Annotated in this window: 5 protein-coding genes; 1 reads left to right on the plus strand and 4 read right to left on the minus strand. The window is 40.4% G+C overall.

Annotated features, from left to right (window positions below):
• Positions 1–47: 47 nt before the first annotated feature.
• The 4 genes from O3605_RS06930 to O3605_RS06945 all read right to left on the minus strand — a co-directional run bounded on the left by O3605_RS06930 (position 48) and on the right by O3605_RS06945 (position 5892).
• On the minus strand, positions 48–590 hold the full coding sequence (locus O3605_RS06930) for a hypothetical protein (RefSeq protein ID WP_049497077.1): 543 nt from the start codon (positions 588–590) through the stop codon (positions 48–50).
• 805 nt (positions 591–1395) lie between these two features.
• A complete protein-coding gene (locus tag O3605_RS06935) occupies positions 1396–2160 on the minus strand; it encodes an ABC transporter ATP-binding protein (protein ID WP_371585679.1) in 765 nt (254 codons plus the stop codon).
• Positions 2157–3023, minus strand: coding sequence for an ABC transporter permease (locus O3605_RS06940; RefSeq protein ID WP_049497072.1), 867 nt, complete (start codon positions 3021–3023; stop codon positions 2157–2159). Before O3605_RS06940 ends, O3605_RS06935 begins: the two co-directional genes overlap by 4 nt.
• Positions 3024–3183: 160 nt before the next feature.
• Positions 3184–5892: an LPXTG cell wall anchor domain-containing protein gene (locus O3605_RS06945; RefSeq protein WP_371585681.1), complete on the minus strand. Its 2709-nt coding sequence runs from the start codon at positions 5890–5892 to the stop codon at positions 3184–3186.
• A gap of 239 nt (positions 5893–6131) precedes the next feature.
• On the opposite strand from O3605_RS06945, the gene O3605_RS06950 reads away from it, so the two are divergent.
• Positions 6132–10046: a glycoside hydrolase family 66 protein gene (locus tag O3605_RS06950; RefSeq protein WP_371585683.1), complete on the plus strand. Its 3915-nt coding sequence runs from the start codon at positions 6132–6134 to the stop codon at positions 10044–10046.
• Positions 10047–10319 lie beyond the last annotated feature (273 nt).

Here is a 10319-nt window from a genome sequence, read left to right on the forward strand (position 1 = left end):
AGTAGATGAGAGGGCTTCTAGGCGCCTATTTTTAGGGGGAAAAGACCCTAAAGATGGTAATCTCCCCGTTTATTTTCAATGATCCGCATGGCTGCCTTGATCACATGAAACTTGCCTAACAATTCCTCTAGGCGCTTACTATTTCGTTCGCTCAATTGGCCGTTCTTGACTGCTTGGGACAGGCGATAAAAGTCATCCAAGTCCTCCCCAATGTTTTCAAACAGCTCTTTGGCTTCCTTGAGTCGGTAGCGATTGACCAGGTGATTCACATCTTTTTTGAAGGAAGCGACATTGCTTTCGTGAATGTCCGTATAAGCTTCCTCTTCTTCCTTAGATTCTTGGTAATTGACTGCCTTAAAACAGGTGATAAACTCCCGACTTTTGATATTGCAGACAAAGATGACACCATCACTAGCTACATAGGCTTCTGTATTGGCGGGTTGAACCACATTACTATCATAAGGAGAGAGGGAAGGGAGGTGTTGGTTGATCCACCTGTTCAGGTGCTGATCATCTACGCCAAAGCGCTCAAAAGCTCTTTGCCGAAAATGGTCACGGCAACTATATTCTTGCGCATACGACAATCCCATACTCTCACCTCCTCCTGGGTATTTTATAAAAATGGCCTCCAGTCTTACGGGACTAGAGGCCTGGTCTGCTTCACTGACTTGGTGCAATTAACCTTTTGGCTAACAAAACAATGTTTATGATGTTGATTTCATTTAATAGTATTTGTGTAAAATACCAGAGGTTTTCTTTGCTATCCCAAATCCAAATGATTAGTTTTCGACTGGACGCATTGAAGTTTGAAAACCTTTACAAAAAGCTTCTACCTACTATTCCCACGTTTTCTTATGTCTCCGGACAAACTAAGCAGGTTTGCCCGACCGTCCAACCGATCACCGATCCGACACACACGACATGACTGCTCTTTTACGATAAGAGCATGAACAGATATCAGCAAAACAGGCCTAAAACGAAGTAACCTAAATTTTAACTCGATAAGGCATTGGTATCAATCCCTTCTTCATCTTTCTACCTTTATTATACTCAGCTTCCTAGGCAATTGCAAGCGATTCCAGCTGAAACTAGTTCCTATTTTTATGCGGTTTTATAGATGATTTAAGGAAAAGAAAAGAGGATGGGACAAAAGTCGTAGCCTCTCAATTATTTTTGGATTGTCGAGCAAGACACAGTGGTTGAGTGGGCTATACTACGCTGATTTCATCAGCTTTTACAGCCCTACTCAACTGTGCGGAGGTGGGACGACGAAATCGAATTCTAACGAATTACCGATTTCTGTCCCACTCTCTAGCATGCAGACAAACTACTTCTACATCAGACCACCTAAGTAATGTCGCTTCTGTCCTACTCCCATTTTACGGGCTTTGTATCTTATTCTTTCTCAAATAATTGATAGTAGTCTGCGATGGTCATTTGGGCTTTTTCTTCTTGATTGAGGTCTTGGACGATGTGTCCGTCTTTCATCACAATCAAGCGATTTCCATATTTCAAAGCATCTTCCATATGGTGGGTGATCATAAGAGCTGTGAGGGCATCTTGTTTCACAAACTCATCGGTCAAGGTCATTAGGGCCTGACTGGTTTTTGGATCCAAGGCTGCAGTGTGTTCGTCTAAAAGCAAGAGTTTTGGGCGTTTCAGTGTCGCCATCAACAGACTCAAGGCTTGTCGTTGCCCCCCTGATAGAAACTCAACGGCTGTGTCGATATGATTTTCCAAGCCATTGCCGATCTTAGCAAGGACCATTTGAAACTCTTCTTTATAGCTGGCCAAGTGACGCGGAATCAAGCCACGTTTTTCTCCACGAAACTTCGCTACCAAGAGGTTTTCCGCTACTGTCATGCGAGGCGCTGTGCCCATTTTAGGATCTTGAAAGACCCGCGATAGGTACTTGGCTCTCTTTTCAGGAGAATAGTTGGTTACATCTTCCCCCAAAATATAAATCTTCCCACTGCTCACCGGAAGCGTCCCAGCAATGGTATTAAAGAGGGTTGATTTTCCAGCTCCATTGCCCCCCAAAATCGTGATAAAATCATGCTCTCGAATTTCCAAGGAAACATCATCCAGAATGACTTTTTCTTCGTTCATCCCATTGCTCACGGCTTTGGTTACATTTTTTAATTCTACAATTGCTGTCATTTACTGAGTTTTGCTCCTTTCATGATTTTTCCCTTAAAGGTTGGAATCATCAAGCAGATAGCTAAGATCAAGGCACTGAAGATTCGAATATAGCTGGTATTGATGCCAAGCGCAATCACGGCCCAAATCAAAAATTGGTAGGCGATCGATCCGATCGCAATACTGAGCAAGCGCTCTGTCAAGGTGACATTTGAAAAGAGCACCTCTCCAATAATGAGACTGGCAAGCCCAATAACGATGACACCAATCCCACGTGAAGCATCCGCATAGCCTTCTTGTTGGGCCATCAGTGCACCAGATAGAGCAATAATCCCATTTGAAATGACCAAGCCCATCAATTCCATCCGGTCAGTGTTGATCCCAAAGCTCTTGGCCATATCTGGATTGTCCCCTGTCGCAATATAGGCTTGGCCCAAGCGTGTATCCAAGAAGAAGATCAAACCAAGGATCACAAGCGTTACGAAAATCAAGCCAATCAGGATCTCATTGAACCCACTGGCAAAAGGAAGAAATTCCTGAATTTTTTTATAGCCCAGAAGTCCTAAATTAGCCCGCTGCATGACAAAGAGAATAACCGAGTTACAAGATGTCATTACAAGGATCCCTGACAAGAGTGTGGGGATTTTCCCTTTTGTATAGAGAAGACCCGTCGCAAGTCCTGCCAAGCACCCTGCACCAATAGCAGCCAGCGTCGCAAGGAGTGGATTGACCCCTTTGGTAATCAAGGTTACCGCCACCGCTCCTCCAAGCGGGAAGGACCCTTCTGTCGTCATATCTGGAAAATCTAGAATTCGGAAGGTCATAAAGATTCCTAACCCTAAAATTGCCCAAATCAAGCCTTGTGAAACAATTGAATTAATCATAGTTTCTCCCTTCGATAATAGTAGTTTAATTGTATCACAAATATGGAAGAGAACCTATAGGAAATTGTCATCAATTCCCTTTTCATGCTTTATAAAAAACCAAAAGGTTGTGCCTTCTGGTTTTTAATCGTGAGATTTTTTAAAGGATTAAAAGAAAATCTTAGTCTTCTTTTTTCTTTCTTGACAAAGCATAACCGGCAGTAGCTAAACCAATAAGTGCTGAATAAGTCATGAATGATTGTTCAACTGAACCAGTATTTGGCAATGATTTCTTAGATGATTCTGGTTTTGGCTCTGGTTTTGGCTCTGGCTTAGGCTCTGGTTTTGGTTCTGGCTTAGGCTCTGGTTTTGGTTCTGGCTTAGGCTCTGGTTTTGGCTCTGGTTTTGGCTCTGGCTTAGGCTCTGGTTTTGGCTCTGGTTTTGGCTCTGGCTTAGGCTCTGGTTTTGGTTCTGGCTTAGGCTCTGGTTTTGGTTCTGGCTTAGGTTGTGGTTTTTCATTTTCCTTGATAAGCACAACATTTTTATTCCATTCAACAACTGGTTTTTCTGTTTCTTTCTTAACAGGATCCTTCACCAACTCAGGTGCTTCTGGTTTAACCGGTTCACTTGGTAAGACAGGTACAGTTTTATATTCTGGTTCTGTCGGTGGAACTGGTTTTTCTTTAACAGTTGGTACTTCTGTCAATTCTGGTTTTTCAGGTTTAACTGGAGGTGTTGGTTCTGTTGGTTTAACTGGCTCTTCACCTGGATCTTGAGGGAAGCCAACGTTTGAGTTGATAGAGAACCAATAGATAGTTGCTTCGCCTGTTGCGTTAGCACCTTTTGCTGTAAATTCAAGATGACCATCTTTCAAAATAACAGCAGCACCACCATAGTAAAGGTAAGGGCTCGTAGGATCATCCCAACCCTTAGTTTGACTTGAAGAGTCTGCATTAAATGTAGCACCTTGATCCATGTATTGGTTTTGTTCTTTAGCAGATACTTCTTTTGTAGATGAATCTTGGTCTACACTTGAATTTGGAAGTTTAATAAACTCTTTGTCACCAATGTTTACAGACTCAACGTGAGGAGTATCTTGGTGTTTCATTTTTGGTGTGTATCTCAAAACACCTGATGTAGCGTCTACAGTGTAAGAACCGATAACATCTGATTTATCACCAAATGTGTAATCTTCAGTACCAACTGAGTGACCATTTCCGCCACCAGATGCGTTCACTGTTGTAGCATCAACTGTTGTTTCTTCAGTTACTTTGAAGGCATCATCAACCCATGTTGCTTTTTGAGCAACAATTTTCAAAGGATTATCAGCATTGATATCAACTTCTGCACTACCGAAGTCAGCTTTACCGCTTTTCACAACAACGTTTGCACCATCGAGTTTTGGTTCACTTCCATCTGAATATGGATCCCAAGTTCCACGAACTGTATTGCCTTCGCTATCTTTAGCTTCAACAACTAGAGGACGAGGTTTGTCATTTTCAACATAAGATGCACCATTCCAGTGGTTAAGTGAGTTAAGGGCAAGGATTGCATTGTGTTGTGACAAATCAATTAATTGGTCATTTTCATCGTAAAACTCAATGTCAACACCAACAGTTACTGGGTTTTCAGTATCTGTTGAGCTACCAATTGTCATTGTAACTGCTGGATCGTTATAAATTTGAACGATTCCTTTTCCATCTGATGATGGAAGGCTCTTCACTTCGTATTTATAAACAACTTTTGCAATACGTTTTTCTTCGCTACCTTTTACAATTTTAGCTTGAGTAAGTCCTGTGTATGTCACATCAAATTTGTCTCCGACTTTTACAACTCCCCACTCAATTTCATTGTTGGCATATGGATTTGTAGTTGTCAAATCAGAATCTTGAAGATTCTTTGTTTCATACATTTTTGTAGCTTTCCCATCGCCGTACATACGAGAATGACCTTCTTTTGTCAAGTAAGTTGTTAATCCAGTTGTTTGGTGTGTGATTTTAGTTGTTTCGCCATCAGCAAGTTCTTCAGAGAGGAATGTCAAATCTTGTTTGTATTTCTCAGGATTTCCACCACGCTCTGCAACCATCGTATTGAAGGCATCTTTAGCATCATCGTATTGTGCTTTTTTCTTGTTGTAAATTTCAAGTTCAATCAAGTAAGCAGCTTGCGCTTCATCATAAACAGCTTTTTTAGTCTTGTATTCAGCTAATTTAGCTTCATAATCTGCTTGAGCTAATTTATTACTTTCAGTAGCTTCTTGATTTGCTGTTACAGATGCATTATATGCTGCAAGAGCTGTGTTATATTCTTCAAGCGCTTTTTCATAAGCAACACGTGCTTCTTCATTACTTTTTTCTACTGCTGTTTTTTCTGCTGTTTTTTCAGTCAATTCTTTTTCGTAAGCAGTAAGTTTTTCGTTGTAAGCTGCAAGCTCTTTATCGTAGTTTGCTTGTGTAGCAGCATTTTTAGCATCAACTTCAGCTTTTTCTTTTTCGTAAGCTTCTTGATTTGCTGCCACTTCAGCTTTATAATCAGCTACAGTTTTATTAATATCAGTAACTTGTTTTTCGTAATCTTTAGCAGCAGCTTCCTCAGAATCTTGCTTTTTAGTCTCAGTTTCTTTAACTTCAAGACCTTCATTTGTGGCAGCAGTTTTAGCTTCTTCCAACTTCTCTGGAACCGCAACTTCTTTTGTTTCTTCTCCAGCTACTGTTGTAGTTGAAGTAACAGGTGTAGTTGCTGATGAAGTTTCATCGGCAGATACTGTAGCAATACCTGCAACAGCAATACCTGCAACAGCAATAACTGTTGCGACTGCAACAGAACCAAAAGCAACTGAGGTTTTTCTCAAGGCATACTTAATCGTTTTATTATTCTTTAACGATGACATGACAAACTCCTTTTTAATTGTTTTTTATTTATGCTTCTCAAGCAAAAAGAATTTTTGTTCTTCGACGTCGGAAAAATCGTAACAAAAATTATTTTAAAAGTCAAGTATTTTTATTTGTTTTTTTACTTTATTTTCAGGAGTTTTTTATTTTGATTTCAAAAAGTTTACGTTATTGTTGACATTTTCCTATGATATGTCGTATAATTTCAACTAACAAAATTTAATGATTGGGGGATATAATGAAATTTTCAAATAACTTTTCTCAAGAAAAAGGTCATGGCTATTTCCGTAAGCGAAATAAAGTACTTGTATCTATGATTACGGTCTTTGGTTCCTTGATGTTAGGTTCTGTTGCTATGGCAGATGAAGTTGCTTCTACTACAACTTCAACAACAAACGTAACAACATCAAGTCAACCAGCCACTAGTACTGAAACCACTAGTGAGCAACCTACTACAACAACTAGTGAGGAAAACCCAAAGACTTCCTCAAGTGAAGAGACATCATCTTTGCCTCAAACTGCAAGTGCCACTGAACCAACAACTCGTAGTACTTCAGCGGCAACAAGTACTTATAACACACCAAAAATCCAAAACGATGTAACATTTAATAAGGCCACATATAAAAGTGGTGAGGATGTTAGCATCTCAATCAATAATCCTGACGTAACTTCGTCTGATTTGACAGTGTCTCATTTAGACAAAGTTATTTATGAGTTGAAAAATGCTCCAGGAAATTCACTTGTCATTCCAAGCTCTGTTTTCTCTCCAAACTCTGGCTATCTCATTGACGTCATCGGAAAGAATGCTGATGGAAAACAAGAATTTCACAAGGTGGCTGGTCTATCAGTTGAAGATGATTGGACTGTATATCCACGTTATGGTGTTGTAGCAGGTTCAAAAGACAATCACAATTCGATCACTAAAGAGCAAGTGGAAGGATATAAAAATAGTATTGACCAATTGGCCAATATGCACATCAATAACTACTTCTTCTACGACGTTTATAATACACCTGCCAACCCATTCCCAGCTAATGTTGAACGATTCACACAAGATTGGGCTACTTTCTTGATTCCGAAAGGTGAGACTGACCCCGAAAAACGTAAAACATACTTACCAGTTATTGACACAGATGCCGTTAAAGAGTTGGTTTCTCATGTCCATTCGACTGGTGCTAAAGCTATGCTTTATAACATGATTTACGCTGTGTCTCTTGATGAAAAAATCCCAGACCAAGTAAAAAGTGCTATCGTACGTAACTTACAAGATCACTTCAACTTTGGAAAGACTGGTGATATTACTGCAACAGACATCCAACAATTTCTTGATCCAGGAGATCCGAACTGGCAAAACTTTATCATCAATGTGATGTTAAAAGCCATGAAAGAAGGTGGCTTCGATGGTTGGCAAGGGGACACTATGGGGACTAACTTGGTTGAAAAAGTTAACGAACCTGGAAAAGCTTTCTCTTTAAGTGAAAACTATCCAAAACTAGCCGCAGCTGCAACAGAGGCCCTCAAAAAAGAAGGCTATGACTTCATGATCAACGATATCTCTACTGGAGATGCTGATCGATTAGGAAAAACCAATGTCTCTGCACCTTACGCGGAAGTTTGGGGAGATAGCATCGCCTATGATTCTACCTATCAAGCCTTAACACGCTTGACTGAGCGTATGCGAGATTTATACAACGGAAAATCTCCAATTATCGCTGCTTATACTCACCGTGAAAAAAATGCAGCAAAACTCAGCAAAGACAATGAATTACTAACAGATGCAATTATTGCAGCAAGTGGAGGTTATCATATGACCACTGCTGCTCTCAATACATCTCAAGATGAAAAAGGTTTTGGTGTTATTCAGGCTGAATGGTACCTCAATCAAAACTTACCAGTCAATGCTGATTTTGCTAATGCAGAATTTAACTACCAAGAATTTATCGTTGCCTACCAAGAACTCCTTCGTGGACGCGACACCTTGGCGCATGATACTCGTCGGATTGTAGACAATACAAATGTACTGGTCAACGGCAACTTCATCGGATCCAACCTGGATAATGCTGACGGGGTTCAACCTGGAACTGTTTATACCATTACAAAAGAAACCAAGACAGGTGATCGGATTGCTCACTTGATCAATTTGGTCGGCATTACCGAAAATAAATGGAACAGCGCTGTTAACTCCACTACCAAACTGACTAACATCCAAGCTTTTGTACCACTTGGTAAAATTTCAAAAGATCAGGCCGAACATGCGAATATCTACTGGGCTACCCCAGATGCAGTAGATGGAAAGTATAATATTAAACTTCGCGAAACTACTGCTAATGTATATTATGATAGCGGGGCTGGTCAATGGATGGCTGCAATTGATGTTCCTAGCCTGGATGTATGGGATATGCTCTATGTCAAACTTAATGAAGTTGCCCGTGTTATTTATCAAGATGAAAATGGTAAAGAACTGGAACGTTCAAGCGACTTTGTTGGCCATACTGGTGAAAAGATTGACTACTCAACAAAAGATACGATTGCTAAATACCTGAAACAAGGTTATAAACTAGTTGAGAACGAATTTGATAAAAATGGACCAGTAAAATTTGACCGAGATGCTTCAAACATTAATGGTGATGGCGTACAGGAATTCATTGTTCGCTTTACACCAAAAATTGTAGATTTTTCTGAAACACAACCAATTCGAGTTGGCCAAGTTGTTCCAGGAGATACCGATGGTAGCATCTATCCAACTCCTAAAGCTCCAAATGGAAAATCTATTAGTGATCTCAATCATTTATCAGAAAAAGTAACTCGTACTATCACTTATGTTACTAAAGATAAGAATGGTAACAATCGTCAAGAAGCTGACATCGTTTCAAAAACAGATAGTTTAAACTTTAGCCGAAAAGGAACTATCAATTTGGTAACTGGAGAAACAACACTTGAAGATTGGGTGACTAAAGACGGTACTACTTTCGCAGATTATGAAAATCCAGTCAAAAATGGATATGTTGTCGTATCTAAAGAATCAAATGCAACAATCTCTCCTGATCTTAATAAATCTGGAGGTCATACTGGAATCCTAGCTGAATCTGATGACATTTCTGATATTGTTGTCTACCGACCAGTCGGTGTTTATACAATTAGTTATGCATCAGGAAAAGAACCATCAAATGCTATTAAAGAGATTCCATATTTAAATGATTCTTCTAATCCAACTGCTATTTCAGCGCCAACTGCAACTTTACCATATATTGAAGGGTTAGAACCAAAAGATGCTCGTGGACAAGTCTTAAACCTTGTGGATCCTCTTGACGAGACCAAAGGCTATCTTCTTCCAAGCCCTGATTCTCCAACAGCTGATACTACTATTACCTATGCCATCACCAAAGGATCTGTCAGAGTACGATTCCTCACTGAGGGAAGTGACACTGATCTGCAAGAGGCGCAAGACCTTGTGACAGAGGTAGATTCCGGCACCAAGTACACCAGTGAGGCCCCAACAGAAATCACAAAAGATGGTCGTATCTACCATCTAGTTGGCCACCGTGCTGATTCTGCTGATCCAAGTGGCACAGTCACTAAGGGAATGAAAACGGTCATCTATGATTACAAGTTAGCTACGGGGACGGTCATCGCGCGATTTGTCATCCAAGATACGAGCACTGAATTGCAACCAGAACTTGCGGTTGCAACGAATGTGGACAATGGAACCCATTACGTCGCTAGCGCACCAGATGAGATCTCCTACGACGGCCACATTTACGAACGGATCGGTGCAGCTGATCAAACTGGGAAGGTAGAAGTGGGGACAACCATCTTGATCTTTGCCTACAAGGTCAAAGAAATTCCTACTCCACAACCATCCCCAGAAACAGAAAAAGAAGAAACAGTTAGCCCTCTTCCTTCCGTGACAAAAGTAAACACGACTGATGCTCATGAAGAAAAGGGATCACCACTTCTTACTAATAAAGAAGAGGAGAAACCTCTTGAAACTACAAGCCAAACAGAGGAACTCCCTGAAGTTGTTCCTAACACCACTCAAGAAGGAACTCACCTACCTGCAACAGGTGAAGAAACCTCTCAGCTAGCCCTACTTGGACTTGGCATCTTGGCAGGTTTGGCCAGTCTTATCTCTTACAAAAAGAAACAAGAGTAGCTCTAAAACAAAAAGAAACTTCCTATGGAATTCTGTTCCAAGGAAGTTTTTTTATATTTATACAACTCATTCAGAGTCTAGATCCCATTTATGAGGGCGACTGACGACAATAAGGGTGTGAAGTACTACCACTCCAAACCCTACTGTATTCCAATTCAAAGTGGCTTCATTTCCCTTGTTGCCGGCAGTTTGAAAGATCAAATTGCTTTACTAGTATACTGTTTTCTCTACTTCAAGTCAATGGATATTCGCTGAAACTAGTAACAGAATGAA

The sequence above is a fragment of the Streptococcus sp. 27098_8_99 genome, assembly GCF_041431935.1.
GTDB lineage: Bacteria > Bacillota > Bacilli > Lactobacillales > Streptococcaceae > Streptococcus > Streptococcus parasanguinis_D.